The 21,282-nt window shown below is 48.4% G+C and carries 21 protein-coding genes; 1 reads left to right on the top strand and 20 read right to left on the bottom strand.

The features are described 5' to 3' along the window. Positions 1–54 precede the first annotated feature (54 nt). Entirely contained in the window at positions 55–1,296 is a 1,242-nt protein-coding gene (locus NYE54_RS12140) for an extracellular solute-binding protein (RefSeq protein ID WP_339272114.1), read from the bottom strand. A 283-nt stretch (positions 1,297–1,579) separates the two neighbouring features. On the opposite strand from NYE54_RS12140, the gene NYE54_RS12135 reads away from it, so the two are divergent. Then, positions 1,580–2,482, top strand: coding sequence for an ArsR family transcriptional regulator (locus tag NYE54_RS12135; protein WP_076320895.1), 903 nt, complete (start codon positions 1,580–1,582; stop codon positions 2,480–2,482). Positions 2,483–2,610: 128 nt separating this feature from the next. On the opposite strand, the gene ltrA is transcribed toward NYE54_RS12135, so the two are convergent. The 19 genes from ltrA to NYE54_RS12040 all read right to left on the bottom strand — a co-directional run bounded on the left by ltrA (position 2,611) and on the right by NYE54_RS12040 (position 21,231). Further along, positions 2,611–4,011, bottom strand: a complete 1,401-nt coding sequence (gene ltrA / locus NYE54_RS12130; protein WP_339272113.1) for a group II intron reverse transcriptase/maturase — start codon at positions 4,009–4,011, stop codon at positions 2,611–2,613. Between the two features lie 643 nt (positions 4,012–4,654). Then, positions 4,655–5,458 carry a sporulation transcription factor Spo0A gene (gene spo0A, locus NYE54_RS12125; protein ID WP_076320894.1) on the bottom strand — a complete coding sequence of 268 codons (804 nt, stop codon included), beginning with the start codon at positions 5,456–5,458 and terminating at the stop codon, positions 4,655–4,657. 196 nt (positions 5,459–5,654) lie between these two features. Then, on the bottom strand, positions 5,655–6,989 hold the full coding sequence (gene spoIVB / locus NYE54_RS12120) for a SpoIVB peptidase (protein ID WP_339272112.1): 1,335 nt from the start codon (positions 6,987–6,989) through the stop codon (positions 5,655–5,657). 100 nt (positions 6,990–7,089) lie between these two features. After that, positions 7,090–8,829 carry a DNA repair protein RecN gene (recN, locus tag NYE54_RS12115; RefSeq protein WP_339272111.1) on the bottom strand — a complete coding sequence of 580 codons (1,740 nt, stop codon included), beginning with the start codon at positions 8,827–8,829 and terminating at the stop codon, positions 7,090–7,092. A gap of 51 nt (positions 8,830–8,880) precedes the next feature. Then, positions 8,881–9,330, bottom strand: coding sequence for a transcriptional regulator ArgR (gene argR / locus NYE54_RS12110; protein WP_076320891.1), 450 nt, complete (start codon positions 9,328–9,330; stop codon positions 8,881–8,883). A 17-nt stretch (positions 9,331–9,347) separates the two neighbouring features. After that, positions 9,348–9,839, bottom strand: coding sequence for a hypothetical protein (locus NYE54_RS12105; RefSeq protein ID WP_339272110.1), 492 nt, complete (start codon positions 9,837–9,839; stop codon positions 9,348–9,350). A gap of 68 nt (positions 9,840–9,907) precedes the next feature. Next, positions 9,908–10,780 (bottom strand): TlyA family RNA methyltransferase, encoded by an 873-nt coding sequence (locus NYE54_RS12100; RefSeq protein ID WP_076320889.1) that lies wholly within the window; start codon positions 10,778–10,780, stop codon positions 9,908–9,910. Between the two features lie 20 nt (positions 10,781–10,800). After that, the gene (gene dxs, locus NYE54_RS12095) at positions 10,801–12,708 is read right to left on the bottom strand and encodes a 1-deoxy-D-xylulose-5-phosphate synthase (protein WP_339272109.1); all 1,908 of its coding nucleotides are present in this window, start codon (positions 12,706–12,708) and stop codon (positions 10,801–10,803) included. A gap of 109 nt (positions 12,709–12,817) precedes the next feature. After that, positions 12,818–13,693: a polyprenyl synthetase family protein gene (locus NYE54_RS12090; protein ID WP_339273476.1), complete on the bottom strand. Its 876-nt coding sequence runs from the start codon at positions 13,691–13,693 to the stop codon at positions 12,818–12,820. Positions 13,694–13,715: 22 nt separating this feature from the next. Next, positions 13,716–13,976: an exodeoxyribonuclease VII small subunit gene (gene xseB, locus NYE54_RS12085; protein WP_076320886.1), complete on the bottom strand. Its 261-nt coding sequence runs from the start codon at positions 13,974–13,976 to the stop codon at positions 13,716–13,718. After that, positions 13,966–15,336: an exodeoxyribonuclease VII large subunit gene (gene xseA, locus NYE54_RS12080; RefSeq protein ID WP_339272108.1), complete on the bottom strand. Its 1,371-nt coding sequence runs from the start codon at positions 15,334–15,336 to the stop codon at positions 13,966–13,968. The genes xseB and xseA overlap by 11 nt, the downstream gene beginning before the upstream one ends. A 1-nt stretch (position 15,337) precedes the next feature. After that, positions 15,338–16,198, bottom strand: a complete 861-nt coding sequence (gene folD, locus NYE54_RS12075; protein WP_339272107.1) for a bifunctional methylenetetrahydrofolate dehydrogenase/methenyltetrahydrofolate cyclohydrolase FolD — start codon at positions 16,196–16,198, stop codon at positions 15,338–15,340. A 61-nt stretch (positions 16,199–16,259) separates the two neighbouring features. Continuing rightward, a complete protein-coding gene (gene nusB / locus NYE54_RS12070) occupies positions 16,260–16,718 on the bottom strand; it encodes a transcription antitermination factor NusB (RefSeq protein WP_076320883.1) in 459 nt (152 codons plus the stop codon). A 176-nt stretch (positions 16,719–16,894) separates the two neighbouring features. After that, positions 16,895–17,128, bottom strand: a complete 234-nt coding sequence (locus tag NYE54_RS12065; RefSeq protein ID WP_076320882.1) for a DUF2273 domain-containing protein — start codon at positions 17,126–17,128, stop codon at positions 16,895–16,897. A gap of 15 nt (positions 17,129–17,143) precedes the next feature. Beyond that, complete coding sequence (amaP, locus tag NYE54_RS12060) at positions 17,144–17,683, bottom strand: alkaline shock response membrane anchor protein AmaP (protein ID WP_076320881.1); 540 nt, start codon at positions 17,681–17,683, stop codon at positions 17,144–17,146. Between the two features lie 72 nt (positions 17,684–17,755). Beyond that, positions 17,756–18,169 (bottom strand): Asp23/Gls24 family envelope stress response protein, encoded by a 414-nt coding sequence (locus NYE54_RS12055; protein ID WP_009591235.1) that lies wholly within the window; start codon positions 18,167–18,169, stop codon positions 17,756–17,758. Positions 18,170–18,287: 118 nt separating this feature from the next. Next, positions 18,288–19,631, bottom strand: coding sequence for an acetyl-CoA carboxylase biotin carboxylase subunit (accC, locus tag NYE54_RS12050; protein WP_076320880.1), 1,344 nt, complete (start codon positions 19,629–19,631; stop codon positions 18,288–18,290). Positions 19,632–19,685: 54 nt separating this feature from the next. Beyond that, positions 19,686–20,189 (bottom strand): acetyl-CoA carboxylase biotin carboxyl carrier protein, encoded by a 504-nt coding sequence (accB, locus tag NYE54_RS12045; RefSeq protein WP_076320879.1) that lies wholly within the window; start codon positions 20,187–20,189, stop codon positions 19,686–19,688. A gap of 169 nt (positions 20,190–20,358) precedes the next feature. Further along, positions 20,359–21,231 carry a SpoIIIAH-like family protein gene (locus NYE54_RS12040; RefSeq protein ID WP_339272106.1) on the bottom strand — a complete coding sequence of 291 codons (873 nt, stop codon included), beginning with the start codon at positions 21,229–21,231 and terminating at the stop codon, positions 20,359–20,361. Between the last annotated feature and the right edge of the window lie 51 nt (positions 21,232–21,282).

Here is a 21,282-nt window from a genome sequence, read left to right as displayed (position 1 = left end):
AAGTGTCATGAAAGCAAGGACATTTTTCTTTTTTTCAATCTGCTCTGCTGTCATTTACTTTGCGGCACTGCTTCCTTCCGCGATTTTATCCTCTACAAATTTCTGCATCATCGCCAGGGTTTCGTCGATGTCAACATTGCCCCGTACGATGTCCGCTGCGTATGTATCTACAGCCTCCGCTACGTATGGATAGTACTCGTAGGTGTAAATGTACAAGGATTCAATTTCTTTTTCGTTGGAGGTAAAGAATGACTGAATATAGTTATTGTACTCCGGGCTCTCAATGACTTGTTTACTCGCTACGATCTGTCCCGCTTTTGCCCACTCAATCGAGTTTTGGCGGATGAATTCCAGGAACTGACCAATGGCTTGCTCTTTTTCGTCCGTTCTCTTATCGTTCTTCAGCATGGAGAATAAGTGCGAAGAGGCTCGGTTCGTATACTTGTCTGCACTCGTCGAATAAATGTTGGTTACGCCGAAGTCCAATCCATCCACTGTTGCGTGTGCCGTCGAGCTCCATGTGCCGTCTGTGGAAAATAAAACGTTTCCAGCTTGGAACATCAGATAGCCGTCCTCACCAAATGGGGTCATCAAGCCCGCATCCGATATTTTCTTAATCTCCGTAAACGCTTGCTTCATGGCTTCTGTGTTCACGGCCGGCTTGCCATTTTGTTGAATGTCGCCGCCAAGGTTCTGGATTTGCGCTAACACAACCCAGCCCAAGAGAGCGTCATTGATCACGTAATCGCCTTCATCCAACTTGCCTTGCAGCGACAAAATTTCATCAATGGTCACGACATCATCATCCAGGAAGCTTTCAACATTGTATTTTTTGAGCAAGTTTTTATTGTAATACATTGCATTGCTGTGAATATCAAGCGGTACTGTATATTGGGTGCCCTCTACGTTTCCGGTTGCCCAGGCCTGCGGCAAATAGTTATCCGCTTTCAATTCTGGTTGTGCTTGCATGACTGCCGTCATCGGCTCCAACACACCTTGCTTCACGAAGCTTGGAACGCGATCCGCATGAATAATGGACAAATCAGGAACGCCTTTGCCTGAATTAAGAACAGTTGATATTTTTGTATACATATCCGAGGTAATCACATGTTTCACTTTGTACTCGGGATTGGTGGCGTTGTAATCCTTCACAAGTTGATCCATGTAAGCCCCGTCATCACCCGTCAAAGGCGTCCAAAAGGTAATGGTGTTCTTATCCCCGTTGCCACATCCCCCTAATACCGCTACCGCTAACAATACAAGTATCAGTGAAACCCCCATTTTTTTCTTCAACAAACTCTCCTCCTATTACTAATCATTTGGTTAATCATTCACCTGCCTGGATGATGTAAACGATTAACTTTGGTTCAGTATACACTCGTTTTGAAAACGGTGTCAATAACATTAATATAAATCTTAATCGATAATATTTTATTTAATTAACGTATATGTTAATCATGATATTGAAATTTTGTTGCATTAAATGGTGAGATTTATATGCAGGTTAATAAAGCATGTGGTATGATGCATATTAGTTAATGAATTTTGAACGAAAAAACTTGTTGAAAGAAGTGGTCATATGCAATTGGAAATAGACAAGTCATCGCTTGTGGTTTACGAGGCTTTGGCCAGCGAAGTTCGAATCAAGATTATTCAGCTGCTCTCCAAAAACAAAATGAATATCAAAGATTTGGCCCAAGAACTTCAAATCAGCAGTCCGATTGTGACAAAACATATTAAAAAACTCGAAGATGCAGGCATTATCCGCACAGAAAAAGTACCGGGGAAATCGGGCCAACAGAAAATTTCGATCCTGAAGGTGGATCATATCGAAATCAACTTCCCGAAAAAAATCTTTCATTCCTTTGCTTCATATGAGGCTTCCGTGCCGATCGGACATTACACGGACTATGACTTGAAGCCTACCTGCGGCCTTGCGACCGAGAAGGAATTTATCGGGCGGGTAGACGAACCCAAATACTTCATGGATCCCAAGCGAGTGGATGCAGAAATCCTGTGGTTTACCGAGGGCTTTATCCAATACAACATCGCTAACTTCCTTCAAAAGGATGAAAAGCTGCAGCAGTTCGAAATCAGTTTAGAGATTTCCTCAGAATTTCCTTTTTCCAATGATGTCTGGCCTTCCGACATTACCTTCTCCTTAAACGGGGTCGAACTTGGCACCTGGACAAGCCCGGGGGATTTTGCAGATACGCGGGGGAAATATACGCCTGCATGGTGGCCGCACAACATCAACCAATATGGACTGCTAAAGACGATACGAATTACGAGCCACGGTACGTATATCGATGGAGACCCGCTCTCTGCTGTATCTGTAGATGATTTGGATGCAACCTGTGATCGCTGGACCTTCCGAATTGAAGTGAAGGAAGATGCAAGACACGTTGGAGGCGCCACCTTATTCGGGAAGAAGTTCGGAAACCATGAGCAGGATATCCAGTTCAAAATGTATTATCTGTGAGGCAATCGAAGGTACGTAACATCGAAGGACGTTTACCGGGTAAAGTTACCGAATCGAGTAGGAGGCTACCCATTAGTTGAGTAGCCGACCTCTCACACCACCGTACGTACCGTTCGGTATACGGCGGTTCAACCGTTTAAGTGCAATTGACGTAGACGCTCGTACTGAGCAGGGAAGTCATAATACCCTGCCTGTGCGAGCTTTTCGTTTGTAACAGAGCGTTGCAGTATCGCGCTTCCGGCAATGCGCCAGTAACCCAGTCGGGTGTTTCCCCATGGGTAGGCCTGCCACTCCGGCACCCCCAGCTTCCGCAGGTTCTGTACCTTCGTTCTTGGCCTCTTCCATTGCTTCCAGATATACATGCGCATCCGCCTTCGCAGCCATTCATTCCAGCTTTGCAGGATTCGCTTCATGTCGGCTACATAGAAATAACCGATCCATCCCCGAATGTAGACCTTTACGTTCTCCATCACCTGCCTCGCATTCCTGCCTTGACTCCGGCTCGTTAGCTCTTTCAGCTTCCTCTTTGCCTTTGCCAGGGATTGTCGATGTACGCGGATATACACGCCGCTTCCGTTCTTCCCCAAAGCAAAACCGAGGAATTTGAAATGCTTCTGTGCCACTACGCTAACTACCTTGCTTTTCTGCGTATTCATCTTGAGCCTCAGCTTGTTCTCCAGATACGTCCGGCAGGATTCCAGTAGCCGCGTCGCTGCCCGCTTGCTTCTCGCCAGCACCACAATGTCATCTGCATAGCGAATGACCTTCACGCCCCGGCTTTTCATCTCCTGATCGAATTCGTTCAGATAGATGTTCGCCAATAATGGCGACAAAGGGCCACCCTGAGGAGAGCCTTCTTCTGTTTCGCGGCGCACCCCGTTTTCCATGACTCCGCTTTTCAGGTACCTTTTAATCAGGTTGGTTACGCGCTTGTCCTCGATTTGTTTGCGCAGGAGGTTCATCAACAGCTCATGGTTCAGCGTGTCGAAGTACTTCGAGAGGTCAATTTCTACTGCGTGGCCCCATCCCTGCTCCGCATAAGCTTTCACTTTTCGGATCGCCTGCTGCGCGCTCCGCCCTGGGCGGTAGCCGTAGCTTCCATCCGAGAAAAGCGGCTCAAACCGCGGTTGCAACTGCTGGGCGATGGCTTGCTGGATGATGCGATCCACGACCGTGGGAATGCCGAGCTTTCTTACTCCGCTTCCATCTGGTTTGGGGATTTCCTTGCGTCGTACCGGGCTCGGCTTATATCGACCCTCCCGGATGCTTTGCAAGAGTTCGTCTCTGTTTTCCCGCAGCCACGGCAATGCCGCCTCGACCGTCATTCCGTCGATTCCCGGTGCTCCGTGATTGCGCTTGACCTGCTTGTAGGCCTTGTTCAGGTTGTCCCTGCTCAGTATCCTTTCCAGCAAGTCGATTGCACCGTCCCTTTCTCTACTCTCCCGAGTGTCGATGCTCTGCGCTCCTGCATACTCTTCGTGTTCCACACTATCCCTTTGCAGGCAGCCCTTTCGGTATTCTGCTTTCATTGCACCGGCTCTCCTTCCTGTATGTACTCAAGACTTACGATTGTTCAGCCCTTCCCGAAAAAAAAAACTTCCCGGTAGTATGGCTTCTGCTGACTTCTCACAGTGAGCTTTACTCCGTCTTTCGGATTTTTTTTTTTTTTTTTTTTTTTTTTTTTTTTTTTTCCTACTCCACGTCTGTGAGATCTCCCCGGGTAAGAGCGATAACCTTCCCCTCATCCATCTGCCACATCTACATGATGGAATTCGGGCAGTATTGGACTTTACTTTGCATTGCAAGCTCGTCCGTCCCATCATGCCTTCTATGTGATTTCTGTTCGTCAGACCGAGGGTTTGCCTCCGGCTTCCTTCAGATTCGGCCTCACGACCGACACCCTTGCCTTTGGCTAACAGTTCCTACTGCCAAGCCTGTAGCGGACTTTCACCGCCAAGTTATCGCCCATGCCGGGCGCACAATGAAAACAAACCAGCCGGATTAACGGCTGGTTTGTTTTTGTTGTTGAAAGTCCATGACCAAACAATAAAATCACTCCTTCACAGATTACGACATCGCAACCAATAAAGGAGTGATTTCAATGTTCCGCGCAGGTAGACATTTAGGGCAACCACTTACATTACCCTAAATCCCTTCCTCATCCTTACCCTTTCAAGACACCTTATGCTCAATTCTCAGCTTATCAGCGACCATCGCGATAAACTCGCTGTTGGTTGGCTTGGATTTGCTGATGTTGATGGTGTAGCCGAACAGATGGCTAATGGAATCGATGTTTCCGCGAGTCCAGGCTACTTCGATAGCATGACGGATTGCACGTTCCACACGAGAAGGCGTTGTTTTGAATTTCTCTGCGATCGCTGGATACAAAGTCTTGGTGATCGCCCCAAGAATTTCGATATTGTTGTATACCATGGTAATGGCTTCACGCAAATATTGGTAGCCCTTGATATGAGCAGGAACACCTATTTCATGGATAATCGAAGTGATATTCGCGTCCAAATTTTTGCCTTTGCCCATAGGAACCACATTGGATTTCATACTTGTAAATGACGCGCCTGAAGAAATGCTGCTGGACGAGCCAACAAGTTGACGAATGCGGCTGGCGAGCACCTCCATATCAAACGGTTTCAAAATATAATAGGAAGCACCTAATTGTACAGCTCGCTGCGTAATATTTTCCTGACCAAATGCCGTAAGCATAATGACTTTCGGCTGCGGAGACAAATTCATATCGCGTAATCGTTCAAGTACGCCAAGGCCGTCCAAATGAGGCATAATAATGTCAAGGATCAGCACATCCGGTACTTTTCCCGTTTCCTCAATCATACTCAGTACTTCTTCGCCATTATAAGCGATTCCGGATACCACCATATCTTGTTGATCCGAAATATATTCACCAAGCAGGTTTGTAAACTCACGGTTGTCGTCTGCCAATAATACTTCGATCTTTTGCAATTCGTGCTCCTCCTTTATCAGATCAGTTGTTATTTTAGAATATTTTTCTTGTGTATAAAGTTTTCGACATAGTGATTTAAATTCCTTCTGTCGAAAATTATTTTTCTTTATTTTTTTTTGAAGTTGATTTATAATTAAATATTTTGTTTCAAATTAATCTCTATTTCGTTATTTTACGACAAAAAATCTCAAGGCATTAACCCGCCTTAAGATTTTGAGGAGTTGATTCTGTAGATTGTAGTACGCCGGAGTCCTGAAGCATCCATTCAATAAAGCATCCATACCCCGATTTAGGATCATTTACAAAAACGTGCGTAACCGCTCCAATCAGCTTGCCATCTTGAACGATTGGACTACCGCTCATGCCTTGTACAATCCCGCCTGTCTTCTTAAGCAGTCTTGGATCGGTAATACGGAGTACAAGCCCTTTCGTTGCGGGAGCATCCTGTTTAGATACATGAACGATATCCACTGTAAATCGTTCAACCTCTTGTCCTTCAACGACCGTTAAAATCTCTGCCGGTCCTTCCTTGACCTCATGAGATAAGGCTATCGGAATTGGCTCCTGATACAAACCATGCTCAGGAAGATTATTCATTTTACCGAAGATGCCAAAATGGGTATTGCGCTCAACATTGCCCAAAATCTTGCCGTCTTTTGTGAAGGTTGCCCGTTTTTCTCCCGGCTCGCCTTCTTCACTTCGGCTAATGGATGTAACGTTGGACTGAACAATCTGGCCGCTTCCAACATCAATGGGTGTTTGAGTATTCATATCGGTAATGACATGGCCCAAAGCCCCGTAGACTTTCTGGTGAGGTGCGTAGAAAGTTAAAGTGCCTACACCTGCTGCAGAATCACGGATATACAGACCAAGGCGCCAGCTTTGATCTTCTTCATCATATGCCGGGCTCAGCTTGGTTGTCATTTCTTTGCCGCCCCGCTTGAAGGAGATATCCAATGGCTTATTGGCTTTACCGGCCTTCTCGACGATATCAGCAACCTTTGTTACATCATTAAGCGGCTTTCCTTCCATCGTGGTCAGCAGATCGCCAACCTTCAGACCGGCCGCTTCTCCAGGGGATACTTTAGCACCGTTTTGAACGCGTACCAGATGATGTCCAACGACCAGTATACCAGAGGATTTCACTTTGACGCCGATGGTCTGACCTCCAGGAATCACCTTGAGCTCGGGGATCACCTTCACATGAACTGTCTTCAGAGGAATTTTACCAAATAATTTCAGGGTAACTTCGGCATTTCCGCTTTGCTGGGGATTCAGCTGAAGTGGATACTTTAGCGATACTTGAAGTTTTGACTCGCGGGAGCCGTTGAGCTGCAGGACATCCGGACGATCAACTGAAGCGAGGGCTTGAACAGGCATGGCAACATCAAGACGGGACTGCTGACCGGAAATCAATCTCAGCTCATTAGGCAATGAAGCAAAAGACTGGACAGGATCAGCAGTTCCAATGAAACAAAGAAGGAAAGCAAGAACGAAACCGAGCAGTTTTCTCCTGAGGTTGGGCTTCAATGGCTGTCACGCTCCCTTTTTCTTCTTTCGCTTGACGAAAAGGTGGTCGCCAATTGCGTACCTTTAAGTTACCCTGCCCTTATGGATTTATTACTGTCAATCATTGACCCAGAGCCTTTCTGGAAGCCTTTTGCGCTGCCGCCAGATTGAGCATTTCTTGGGCATGATGAAGTGTTTTTTCGGTGATCTCGACTCCGCCAAGCATCCGTGCAAGCTCTTTTACACGCCCCTCTTCATTCAGGTTTTCTACTTGCGTCATCGTTCTGGAGGCTTCCAGCTTCTTCTCGATTAAATACTGATGATCTGCCATGCATGCAACCTGCGGCAAATGCGTAATGGAGAACACCTGACAGGTTTTGGCCAGCAAAAACAGCTTCTCCGCAATCGATTGGGCAGCCCTTCCACTGACACCTGTGTCGACTTCATCAAAGATTAAGACCGGTATTTGATCATGACGGGCAAATATACTCTTCATCGCCAGCATAATTCTGGACATTTCTCCACCCGAAGCAATTTTGGCAAGGGGACGCAGAGGCTCACCCGGATTGGCGGATATGAGGAATTCTGCCGTATCCATCCCCTGTCTGGTCAACCTTACTTTATGTCCTTCATATTCGTAACCGTTAGGATCCAGCTGTAGCTCCATACGAACCTCAAGGGAGGTGCGCTCCATTTGCAGATCCTTCAGTTCTCCCTCCACTTGCCGTGCTAAATCTTGCGCACACTGCTTGCGGGCAATACTAAGCTCTTTAGCACTAACCAACAGCACGCTTAACAACTCGTCACGACGCTGTTCCAATGCTTGGATAAATTCGTCCTTATTCTCCAGCATATCGGTTTCCTGCTGAATTCTCACGTAGTATTCCAAAATTTGTTCAACATTATCCCCATATTTTCGGCGCAATCCGGAGATCATATCTAAACGAAGCTCAATGTCGTTCAGACGTTCCGGATTAAATTCAATGCTGTCGCGGTAATCCCTTAGCTGGAAAACGGCATCCTCCAACTGATAATAAGCGGATTGCAGCTGCTCAACAAGCGGCTTTAAACCCTTCTCATCGTAACCTGACACATCCTCCAATTTGGATAGGGCACGGCTGACGGATTCCAATCCCGAGGATCCGTACAATAGGTCGTATGCTCCGGCAACGGAATCCATCATCTTCTCGCTGTGGGACAGCTTGGTTCTTTCCTCGGACAATTCCTCGTCCTCACCGGATTTTAGCTCCGCCGCTGCAATCTCCTCCAGCTGGAACCGATACATATCGAGCATTTGATACGCCTTCTGGCTGGTCTCCTGCAGGTCCTTGAGCTCTCGCTCCACTTTGCTGAATTCCCCGTACAATTCTTGATATTTCCGCTTGACAGGCCCTATGACCTTATCTCCGTACGTATCCAGAAGGCTCATATGCTGCTCTGAACGGAGCAAGCTTTGATGTTCATGCTGACCATGGATATTTATGAGCTTTTCTCCAACCTCACGCAGCATGCTTAAATTCAGCAGCTGGCCGTTAATACGGGAGGTGCTTTTTCCTTGAGCTGTCAGTTCTCTCCGTATCAACAAATGCTCTTCTGGATCCGCTTCAACACCCAGCTTCTTCAGCGTATCCCATACGGGATGCCCTGCAGGCAGCTCGAATAAAGCCTCAATCTCTGCTTTGTCGCAGCCGTAGCGAATTAGTTCAGCCGAGCCGCGGCCGCCGGCAATTAATCCCAGCGCATCGATTATGATGGACTTACCAGCTCCGGTCTCCCCTGTCAGAACGTGAAATCCCGGATAAAAATGCACATCCACGCTTTCTACAACCGCCAGATTCCGAATGGATAGCGTGTTTAACATGTTTCCCACCTCCGCTACTGCTTAAAAACTGCCAATGAGTCACAACATTGATTACGAAATGAAATTTTTAATTTGGGCAACCACATGTTCTCCGTCATCTTCCGTTCGGCAAATGAGCAATATCGTGTCATCGCCGCATATGGTCCCCATGATCTGGGTCCATTCCATATTATCGAGCAGCACGGCTACGGAATTAGCTGTTCCAGGCAAGCACTTCATGACGACAAGATTACCGGTACGGTCAATGTAAACAAAATTATCGATAAGCGCTCTTTTGAGCTTCTGTACAGGATTGTAACGCTGATCTGTCGGCATAGAGTATTTATATCGCCCATCATCCGTAGGCACCTTGATGAGCAGCAGTTCTTTGATATCACGTGAAATTGTAGCTTGAGTAACCTGAAAACCTTCCGCACGCAATGCGTCTACAAGCTCATCCTGTGTCTCAATATCCTGGTGGGTAATAATATCCCTGATTTTAATATGGCGTTGTCCCTTCATAAAGAGCCTCCTGAGTATTAACTGTTGTAATCATCTTGACCAATCCATTCTTCGTCCGACCAATCCATGCTTAAACGGTGAATCGACTTCTCGTTTACATCAATATAGAGTAGACCGGCACATTCGGGATACAGCAGCAACAAAGGCATCAACCGATCGCGAATGCCGGCCCCCGTCCAATCGACCGGCATCCGTTCCCGTGCCAGCTTGACTATGTACAGCTCGCCACTGTCATCGGATGCAACGTAATCTATAAACAACCGACTCAAAATGGGTCTCTGACCCGTTTCAAACGATAAGTTTATTTTTACTTTACCCCCAACCACATCATATCCTTCTTGTTCGAGCATCCCAATGGCTGGGTGATCTGGAATGTGTTCATTGATCGGGACGCCCGGCAGTCGATCCGGTGATGGCGACATCAGCCAACGATTCAGCCTATAACCGATAAGCAAGGCAACGACGAAACCAAGCAATATCATTAATAACCAATCATAACGCTCATTCATCCTCTCACCTCGAATTTTGTATTCGCGGATGAGAACATCAATTCCTCTTTTTCAGCAAAAGAAACCCATCATTTCGATGAGTTTCCTGTGAATGTATGAGCCGCTTGTGTTACGACGGTATCAATCCATTGACTCAAATGGACAGATTCTTGTCCATCTCCCTGAGTCGGTTCTTCCGAGCTTTCAGAAACCTCCGGCTCTAAACGCCAGTGGGCCAGGAATTCTATATTGCCTTCCCCTCCCGTAATCGGAGAGAACGTAAGATTCTTTAATTTGAACCCAATTTCATCTGCAAAAGTCAGCACTTGCGTTAGGACTTCCCTGTGAACCTTCGGATCCCGAACCACGCCGGACTTACCAACCTTCTCCCGACCTGCCTCAAATTGAGGTTTGATCAGAGCAGCCACATCTCCCGGTTTACCCAGGAGCATCTTCAGAGGCGGCAAAATAATGCGAAGGGATATAAACGAAACGTCAATGCTGGCAAAATCCGGCTGAGGGCCATTCAGGTCGTCCGGCGTCATATAGCGAAAATTGGTTCGCTCCATGACACAAACGCGTTCATCGTTACGAAGCGACCAATCCAACTGGTTATAACCGACGTCGATTGCGTACACATAACTTGCTCCGTGCTGGAGCGCGCAATCCGTAAAGCCGCCAGTCGAAGAGCCGATATCCAGCATCGTACGCCCCTTCATATCAATATCGAATGAACGAATCGCCTTCTCAAGCTTTAATCCGCCACGGCTGACATAGGGATGAACCGAGCCTTTGACTTTCAGTTCGGACGTCCTTGGAATTTTCATGCCGGCTTTCTCGATCCGCTCGGTTCCGGCATAGACCAGACCCGCCATAATCGCGGCTTTGGCTTTTTCGCGACTCTCATAATATCCCTGCTCCACGAGCAGGACATCAATTCGTTCTTTCTGAGATGAATCCATATTATACTCCCGATGGTTTACTAAGACATAAAACTTCTCTTGCCAAGTACGGCTGTCCGAGCATTCTTCAAGCTCCGGATCTCCTGACAAACCGAATCCAATGTCAGCCCTACTTCTTCACGCTGCTGCGGTATGCTTCCATGCTCGATAAACCGGTCTTCGATCCCCATTAAAGATACAACCGCATCATGGATTCCCTGCTCCGCAAAAAACTCTAAAACCGCGCTGCCCATACTACCCGCTTGCGAAGCTTCCTCCAGAACCAGCATGGACGTCCCCGTCTCGGCCAGATTCCGCAGCATACCTCCATCCAGCGGTTTAAGGAAACGGGCGTTTACGACTTGTACCGTAATTCCTTCCCGTTTGAGCTGCTCCGCCGCTTCTTCAGCCAATTGAACCATAGGACCCGCTGCCAGAATGGCGTATCCTTCGCCAGGACGAACGACTTCCCAAGTTCCGATAGGAATCGGTACCAGTTCGGTGTCCATTGGAACGCCGCGCACATTGTTCCGAGGGTAACGGTATGCGATAGGTCCCTCATTATAATCGAGTGCTGTTTTCATCATATGACGAAGCTCGTTCTCGTCTTTTGGCATCATAATGACGATATTCGGAATATGACGCATGAAGGCTACGTCGTATACCCCTTGATGAGTCTCGCCATCTGCACCAACAAAGCCGGCACGGTCAATCGCAAACATCACGTTGGCGTTATGACGGCAAATATCATGCACGATTTGATCGTACGCACGCTGCATAAACGTGGAATACACCGCAAATACAGGCTTCATGCCTTCCATTGCCAATGCTGCGCACAAGGTCGCGGCGTGCTGTTCGGCAATCCCTACATCGATCATACGGTCAGGGAATTTCTTGCTGAACGGGATCAAGCCGGAGCCTCCCGGCATCGCCGGCGTGACGGCCACGATCCGATTGTCCTGTTCCCCCAGCTCAACCAGCGTCTGTCCGAATACTTCCGTATACATCGGATTTCCTACCGCTTTAAGAACTTGGCCGGATTCAATCTTATAAGGCGTGATTCCATGCCATTTATGAGAATCGGATTCAGCCGGCCGGTATCCCTTGCCTTTGGTTGTGACGGCATGAATCAGAACGGGTCCGTCCACATTGTCGGCCTGCTTTAACGTATCGATCAGTTTGTTTAGATCATGTCCGTCTACAGGGCCCAGATAGGTAAGTCCGAGTTCCTCGAATAAAACGCCGGGAACCATCATATATTTAAGGCTGTCCTTCATCTTCTCTGCCGTTTTGGCGAGTTTGCCGCCGATGGCAGGAATTTTCTTCAGGAGCATTTCCACTTCGTCCTTGGCACGAAGATAATAACGATCGGAACGGATCTTGCTTAGGTAATTGTGCATGGCACCCACATTCGGTGCAATCGACATTTCATTGTCATTCAGGATGACCATCAGCTTTTTCTGCTCGTGGCCAATATGGTTGAGCGCTTCAAACGCCATGCCGCCGGTAAGGGCACCGTCACCGATCATGGCGATAACCCGGTTGTTGTCACCTTTCAGATCGCGCGCCATCGCCATACCCATTGCAGCAGACAGCGAGGTGCTGCTGTGTCCGGCTTCCCAGACATCATGCTCGCTTTCAGAACGCTTTACGAAGCCGCACAAGCCTTTGTATTTACGGAGCGTATCAAATTTATCCATCCGTCCGGTCAAGATCTTGTGTACATAGGCTTGATGGCCCACGTCAAAAATCATCTTGTCACGAGGGCTGTCAAAGCAATAGTGCAAGGCCAGCGTGAGTTCAACCACTCCCAGATTCGGTGCAAGATGGCCACCGGTAACGGACAGCTTTTCGATTAGAAAATGACGGATTTGCCCTGCTAAATCCTCGAGTTCGTCCACCGATAGATGTTTAATTTGTTCGGGATGCTTGATATTTGGAAGAAGCACGAAGAATCTCCCCGCTTTCCTTGATTAAGTTTACGTTTCATTAGCTGATATGAATTCAGCCATTAACAGACATTATATCATAAAAAAACCGTTTGCATGTAAAGCGTGCTTAGTGGTCCCTCGCCATCAAAAAATCTGCAATCTCCAGCAATCTGGAGGGATCATTGAAATTCCCTTCGGAAATGACCCGCTTCGATTCTGCTGTCAGGCGCTCAACTTCACGCCTGGATGCGTCCAAACCGATGAAGTACGGATACGTTACTTTCTCCTGTTTCACATCGCTTTGCACCGGCTTCCCAAGCTTGGACTCATCCCCGACCAGATCCAGGATATCATCTTGAATCTGAAAAGCAAGGCCGATATGATGCCCAAAGGTTCGCAAGGATTCAATCTGGGACTCCGAACACCCGGCAAGATGCCCGCCTGCCATCAGCGAGAACATGATCAGATCACTCGTCTTGTGCAGATGGATATACTCAAGCTGCTCTAGCGTCGTTATCCCTTGTTCACCCTCCATATCGGCAACCTGCCCGCCTACCATTCCCCGCGGACCTGCATACTCTGCAAGATCCTCCACAATCGACAGCACACGCTCAGCCGGAATGCCATGCTTTCTGGAAGCCTGGATTACGCTGTAAAAAGCATGTGTCAGCAAGGCATCACCAGCCAAAATAGCGCTTGCTTCGCCAAAAACCTTATGATTTGTTGGCTTGCCGCGGCGATAATCATCATCATCCATCGCTGGCAGATCATCATGTATAAGAGAATATGTATGAACCATCTCAACGGCGCAAGCGACCGGAAGGGCTGCGTCACGGTTGCCGCCTCCCGCCTCGCATGCAGCAATGACAAGCAGCGGACGCATTCGCTTTCCGCCTGCCATTAAAGAATACGACATGGACTGGCGAAGGGTTTCAGGAACTTTCCAACCCGGCGGAAAAAGATTGGTAAGCTCGCTATCCAGTCTGTCCCAAATATCATTCATATATTGATGAATCGGAAGTCTGTTATTCACCTAGTTCACCTGTCTCATCAAGCGATCCACCAAAAGGCTTACGCTTCAGTTCTCCGCCTTCTTCTACGATCATTTCGATTTTTTGCTCCACCTGCTCCAGCTTTTTGCTGCACATCTGCGACAGCTTCATGCCCTGTTGAAACAAATCGATGGCTTTTTCCAGCGGCACGTCTCCATCTTCCAATTGCTCTACAATCGTCTCGAGCTGAGCCATCGCTTCTTCAAAACTGATCTCCAATGTTTCATTCGCCATTCTCTTCATCCTCCTTCATTCCCCACACTTGACACTGCAGTTGTCCATCGCTGACCCTCACGTTAACCAAATCGCCTAACTGAACATCTTCGATGGATTTGACAAGCTTTTGCTCTTGCTCGTCATACACGAGACTATATCCTCTGGACATAATTTTCAGCGGACTGAGCGCATCGAGATGCCGCATTTCGGTTTGCAACTGCGACATCTTGGATTTCATGATCGACTGCATCGCGTTCATTAACTGCCGGCTCACCTGATCTTTTCTTCTCGCCGCGAACTCCGCTTGGGTTCGCGGATTATACCGGATTAATCCCTGATGCAGTGATTTTTGCCGTTGGCGGACCAGGGACAGCTGGGATTTCAGGTTGCCCTGCAGCCGCTGGGACAGCATGTCCAACCGTTCGGCATGCTGCAGCATATACCGGCGAGGATGAACCAGAACCGGGGAACGCTGGAGCGAAACTAAACGGTCACGACTTCGCTTAAGACGCTGCTGAAGTCCCTGGTTTAGCTGGCGCTGTCTTTGTACAAGCTGTCCCCTCAGTTCCGCACTGCTCGGTACCGCGAGTTCCGCGGCGGCCGTTGGCGTAGCGGCTCGTAAATCCGCTACAAAATCGGCAATCGTAAAATCGGTTTCGTGTCCAACGGCGGAAATAACAGGAATATTGGATTGATAAATAGCTCTTGCAACGATCTCCTCATTAAATGCCCACAGTTCTTCGAGTGATCCGCCGCCGCGCCCAACGATGAGCACATCGGCCTCAGCCATGTCATTCATCGTTCGAATAGCCTTCACGATTGAAGGAGCAGCCCCTTTGCCTTGAACCAGCACCGGATACAATATCGCTCTTGCCTGAGGGTACCGTCTCCGGATCGTAATCATAATATCCCGAACAGCGGCACCCGTTGGCGAGGTAATAACACCAATCGTCTTAGGATAACGCGGCAAAGGCCGCTTGCGCTCGGCTGCAAACAAACCCTCTTCCTCAAGCTTCGACTTCAGCTGTTCATAAGCAAGGTACAAACTGCCGATCCCGTCAGGCTGCATTTGAACCGCATAGAATTGGTACTGACCATCCCGTTCATATACCGACACATTACCCCTGGCAATAACGCGAGAGCCTTCCTTCGGTATAAAAGGGAGCCTCTGGTTATGAGTCGCAAACATGATCGCACGAATCCGGCTGCCTTCATCCTTTAAGGTAAAGTACATATGTCCGCTGGAATGATGGGTGAAATTCGAAATTTCACCGCGGATCCATACGTCGGAGAGCCTGGAGTCGCCTTCCATTTTCATGCGGATATAACGGTTTAAATCTTTAACGGATAATACTCGTCCTGGATCTGCCGACTTCATATCAGTTCAACCCATTCAGCCTTTTGGCGGCTATCAAGGTATTCTGCATGAGCATCGTAATGGTCATGGGTCCCACCCCTCCGGGAACCGGAGTAATCGGACCTGACACTTCCTTCACGCTCTCAAAGTCAACGTCCCCGGCAAGCTTTCCGTTCTCCAAACGGTTCATGCCGACATCGATCACGACCGCGCCAGGCTTCACGTAACTGGCATCAATCATATTCGCTCTGCCGATCGCTACAACCAGGATATCCGCTTGACGAGCGATTTCAGCCATATTCCCCGTTCTGGAGTGACACATCGTAACAGTGGCGTTCTCGCGCTGGAGGAGAAGGGATACCGGTTTGCCAACGATATTGGATCTCCCGATTACAACAGCATGCTTGCCTGCAATCTCAATGCCTGTCCGCTTGATCATTTCAATCACGCCGGCAGGTGTGCATGGCAGCAGACTGTCGTCGCCTATCACGAGGTTACCCACATTAACCGGATGGAAACCGTCAACGTCCTTTTCCACTGCAATCGCATCAATGACGGCCTTCTCATGGATGTGCTTGGGCAAAGGGAGCTGGACCAAAATTCCGTGAGTGGATTCCTGGGCGTTGAGCTTGTCCACGAGCGCCAGCACTTCTTCCTCGCTGGATTCCGCGGAAAGACGATGCACCTCGGAATAAAAACCTAGATCCTGACATGCTTTCTCCTTGTTACGAACGTAAACATGCGAAGCCGGATCATCCCCTACAAGTACAACAGCCAAACCAGGACGTACATTCTGCTTGGACAATTGTTCTACTTCTAACGCAATCCCCTTGCGAATTTCTTCAGAAATCTGTTTTCCGCTAATTATCGTTGCTGCTGTCATCCTAATCTCTCCTCCAATATGATGGAATGATATCGTTTCAAGCTGAGCTTAAGCGTACAGATTAAGACTGACGCAGCTTCGCCTTGACTTGATCCAGCTCCTGAATCATCCGGCCCAGTACGCCGTTGACGAATTTCCCTGACTCCTCGGTTCCGAAATGCTTGGACAACTCAATCGCTTCATTAACAGCTACCTTGCCAGGCACATCTTCACGGGATGTCAGTTCATATACAGCCAAACGCAGGATTTGACGATCCACACGGGAAAGACGGCTTACCTGCCAGCCTTTTAAATAATGAGCGAGCAGTTCATCAATTGAATCCTTGGATTCCCAGGTTCCATTGACCAATTGCAGCACATACTCCTTCACTTGAACTTCGTCGCCGATGACCCGCTCGGTCTCATTTTCTTCGGCCGCTTCCGAGAGCAGCATCGACACGGCTTCCACACTGTCGACTTCGTTCATCTCCATCTGGTAAAGGCTTTGAACGACAATCTCTCTTACTACACGTCTTTTCATTTTGTTCCTCCTGTGGACCCTGCTGAATCCATTTTTCTAATTAGTATGATCCATTTGCCGTCAAGACTTGACAACATTTAAAAGGCCAAAAAAAAACCTGTGAATATCTCTCTCCGCAAAAAAGGCGCACTACACCTGTCCTCAGCATTTTTTCCGGAGAAAGCATATCACAGGGTTCATTTAAACGGCCGCCAGCGCTCGGAAAGCCATCGTCCCCATTCCTGAAAGTGGAACACGGAGCCCTGCTTCAGATCCTTGCGCTTGCCAAATATATAGCCGATAAATACCACTAATGCAAAGAACAGCATATCCCAAAAACCGGATAATAAGTAAATCAGTCCGCACACAAGCCCGCCGGTCACCCCGGCAATTCTTCCTCTGTGACTCTCCCATATTTCTTTCCAAGGCATTGGGGAAGCTCACCTCTATTCCACGCGGCTCTTGAAGCTTGGTGCCTGAACCACGTTAGCAATATATACGGATACGGATGACACGGGTATTCCTGTTGTATCTTCAACAAAGTCGTGCACCTGCTTCTGTACTTCCGTTGTCAGTGTAGGAATCGATTCCTCACCATCGACCACGGCGCGTATCGCAATATCAAGACCCGATTGGGATACCTTGATCCGGGATTTCAAATCCTTGACTCCACGGACGCGAGAAGCCGCCTTGAGACAGAGATTCTCGATCGTCTCCACAGAGATTTGAATGTCACCAAACTCCGTGCGCTGATCGATGGAATTCAGGTTCGAGCGATCGCGCCTTACGGAGATATAGAAGAAACGGATGCTCAGCAAAAACAAAACCGCAGCTACGATAATTCCAGCCCAGAAAAGGCGTTGTTCCTGAACGCTTGTTAATTCATACGGAACAGCGCCACTCAACAGGAGGATGGCAACTACGGATATGACACCGATACTTAAGCTGTAGATAAACAGCAAAAGTCTGTCCATTAATTTGGCCACGATTTAGCACAGCCTCCTTAAAATTAGATTAAACCCTCGACATCGCTGCCCAGGGCTAGCCTGAAAGTATTCTTATTTCACGCGTTGAGCCAGATCCAATTCTTCCGTCTTCTCTACGGATTTCATGAAATGGACATCATGAATATGTACATTGACTTCAATCACCGTAAGCCCTGTCATATTCTCAATCGAACGTTTCACGTTGCGCTGGATTTCTCCGGCTACTTCAGGAAGACGATGACCATACTCCACGATAACGGATACGTCAACAGCAGCTTCCCGTTGTCCAACTTCCACTTTAACACCCTTGGATAAATTTTTGCGTCCGAGCAGCTCGGCAATGCCGCCTGCAAAGCCTCCGCTCATCCCTGCAACCCCACGTACTTCTACCGTAGCAAGTCCAGCTATGACTTCAATAACTTCCGGAGCGATCTGAATTTCACCAATATCTGTACGTTCAAATTCTGTAGGCAAAGTTTCCGCCATTGTCTCAACACACCTTTCGGAATAAGTTAGCGGATGCACCCCAACTGCTTAAGGCATGCGCTCTTATTACTCATACTATACCATTTGGCCAAGTTTATGACAAACTTGGCCAAAGGTTTCAAATCTCATTTTCTTCCAAAAATTTAATATCGAAGTCACCCTTCAAGAAGGTAGGATGCTTGAGCAATTTCTGGTGGAACGGGATCGTTGAATAGATCCCTTCAATCTCGAATTCAGCCAGTGCGCGCCTCATCTTCGCGATGGCTTCATCGCGGGTCGGCGCCCATACAATCAGCTTGGCAATCATCGAATCATAATAAGGCGAAATGGTATAACCGGGATATGCCGCACTGTCTACCCGCACGCCAGGACCTCCTGGAGGCAAATAGAACTGAATGGTTCCAGGCGCAGGCATAAAGTTCTTGTCCGGATTCTCGGCATTAATCCGACATTCGATGGACCAGCCATTAATAACTACTTCCTCTTGCGTGAAAGAAAGCGTGTTGCCCTCGGCAACGGAGATCATTTCCTGAATCAGATCAACCCCGGTCACCATCTCGGTCACCGGATGCTCCACCTGAATCCGCGTGTTCATCTCCATGAAATAGAACTGACCGTCCTGGCCGAGCAAAAATTCAAGCGTACCTGCACCGGAATAGTTAACGGCCTTTGCGGCCCGAACGGCGGCTTCGCCCATCCGGCTGCGTACCTCTTCACTTAGCACCGGACAAGGAGCTTCCTCAACAAGCTTTTGTCTCCGGCGCTGCACAGAACAGTCACGCTCCCCGAGATGCACGGCGTTGCCATGTTTGTCGGCGATAATTTGAATCTCTACATGCTTCATGCCAGTCAAATATTTTTCCAGATAGACGCCTGCATTGCCGAAGGCCTTCTGGGCTTCCTGCTGTGCGTTTGTAATCTGTTTAACCAGCGATTCTTCATCCTCGGCGATCCGAATTCCTTTACCTCCGCCACCTGCAGTAGCCTTGATAATGACGGGATATCCGATATCCCGGGCAAGCATAACGGCCTCATTTAAATCCTCGACCAATCCGTCGGATCCCGGAATAACCGGAACACCTGCATCCCTCATCGTCTGCTTCGCAACAGCCTTATCTCCCATACGGTTGATCGCATCAGCGGAAGGACCGATAAAGGTAATGTTGCAGGATTCACAAATCTCCGCGAAATCCGCGTTCTCGGCCAAAAAGCCATACCCGGGATGAATGGCGTCACACTCGGTCAGTGTAGCAACGCTCATGATATTGGTAAAATTCAAATAGCTGTCTTTCGATAACGTAGGGCCGATGCAATAGGCCTCATCCGCCAAGCGAACATGCAGGGATTCCCGATCCGGCTCCGAATATACGGCCACCGTTGCGATGCCAAGTTCCCGGCAAGCCCTGATGATACGAACGGCAATCTCTCCCCGGTTCGCGATTAGCACTTTTTGAAATGTCATGCAGTAACCTCCTTCGGACTCTTGCGACTCTCGTTCTTGGCGAGTCCCTCCATATTACTCCGGTTTCACCAGAAACAGAGGCTGCCCGAATTCTACAAGTTGACCGTTCTGTGCGAGAACCTCTACGATTTCGCCTTTGATCTCTGCTTCCAGTTCATTCATCAGCTTCATGGCCTCAATGATGCAGACCGTCGATTTATCAGTCACCTTGTCCCCGGGGCTGACAAATGGCCCAGCCTCAGGCGATGGGGAACGATAGAAAGTTCCTACCATCGGTGATACGATTTTATGTAATGAGCTGTTGCCATCCTCCACGGAATCCTGCTGTGGTGCAGCTGCAGGTGCTTGATTCCCCGTATTCGGCTGTACGATTTGTGGTGCCATCACTTGCTGTGCCGGTAGGAACGCTTGCGGCGCCGCCTGATAGTTGTTAACCACCTCGGCTGCATTGGGTTTCTTAATGGATAAGCGTGTACCTTCGCTCTCAATTTCCAGCTCATGCACGGATGTTTGATCCACCAGCTTAATAAGTTCCTTGATTTCGTTTAATTTAAACATTATCGACGTTCACTCCTTCACTTTCTTGGAAGCCCTTGCTTAGGACAGTCAGTCAATAGCTTAGAGTATTATATCACAATCGAGCGAAATAGAAAGAGCCCAAGGCAATCCTTAGACTCTTTCGGTTTTATAATATATCCGTGATTTATGTTGAAATCTGCGGACAAGCTTATGGCGCAACATATTGAACGGTTACTTTATCCGGCGAAACCTTCAGTTCCTTCATCACAAGACTCACGATGCCGGCTGCACCTTTGGCATCGAGTTTCTCACTCAGTACGACCACATTATACTTCTCGCTCTCTTCCTTCACAACGGCGTTTCCGTATTGCTGCTGAAGGGCTTCTTCGATGCTGAGAATCACTTCTTCTCTCGCTTCGGCCGATTTCAGCTGCTCGGTAGCTTGAGCTGTTTGCTCCGGCTTGTTTTCATGATTGTCGATCTTTGTCATTAACTCATCGTATAATTTCATATTTTTTTGTGAGCGGTCCAATTTATAGGACTCCAACTGGGCTGCTGCAGATGTTGCATTGGCAGCCACTTGCTCCAGCACTTCTTCATCCGATTTCTTACCGTTGCTGGTGCTGCTTGTGTCTTTGGAGTCCTTGGCGCCCTCTTTGTCTGTGCTGCTAGCGTCTTTGGAATTCTCGGCACCCTCTTGGGATTCCTTCACTTCCGGCTCTTCCGTTTTACCGGCTTCGCCGCTTGCTTTTCCTTGATCCCCTTGCTCACCCTGTGTTGCTTCTGCAGGGTCTTCTGTACCGGCCGCACCTGTATCGCCTGTTGCAGTTCCTTGCTCATTGGCACCGGAATCACCGTCAGTACCTTCTTCAAGCACTTCGTTCACAACCAGCTCGTCGCCAGTGCCTGCGGTTCCGTTTGCTTCTTGTCCGGCACCTGGCTTCTGACCGTCCACTTGCGTGCTCTCGGCAACCGGCGGCGCTTTCGTTCCCGAATCGTCGGTGAATAAGTAGTAGGCTGACAGGATGACCATCAAACTGAGCATGGATACTAACCATATGGTTTGTCTTTTGTTATTCATTTGAACGTTTCCTCCTTTGAATGAAAACCTTGGCACGAATGATCGGATCAT

The sequence above is a fragment of the Paenibacillus sp. FSL K6-1330 genome (assembly GCF_037976825.1).
Lineage (GTDB): Bacteria > Bacillota > Bacilli > Paenibacillales > Paenibacillaceae > Paenibacillus_AQ.
Note: the sequence above shows the minus strand (reverse complement) of the source record. Positions and strands in the feature narration are given on the sequence as shown.